General features: G+C 63.6%; 1 protein-coding gene. It reads left to right on the top strand.

Translation table 11 applies throughout. The features are described from left to right. Positions 1–242: cytosine permease (locus SB786_RS37410; protein WP_410731738.1), on the top strand; the 242-nt coding region annotated here is incomplete at both ends.

Raw genomic sequence — 242 nt, 5'->3', positions numbered from 1 at the left:
AGAGTGGGCGCATCACACCGTCACGCGCGCCATGCACGCACGCGTGACGGTCAACCCGGAGGGAGACCCCGTCATGGATGTCGAAAATCGCAGCATCGAATTTATTCCGCATGGCGAGCGTTACGGCACGCCCAAGCGGCTGTTTACGATCTGGTTCAGCGCCAACATGCAGGTGACCGCACTGGTGGTCGGCACGCTGGGCATCGTCGCGGGCATGAGTCTCGCGTGGACGCTCGTCGCGC

It is taken from the genome of Burkholderia sp. SIMBA_062 (assembly GCF_046534765.1).
Classification (GTDB): domain Bacteria; phylum Pseudomonadota; class Gammaproteobacteria; order Burkholderiales; family Burkholderiaceae; genus Burkholderia; species Burkholderia ambifaria.
The sequence above is the reverse complement of the archived record's forward strand: the minus strand, read 5'-3'. Positions and strand labels throughout refer to the sequence as shown.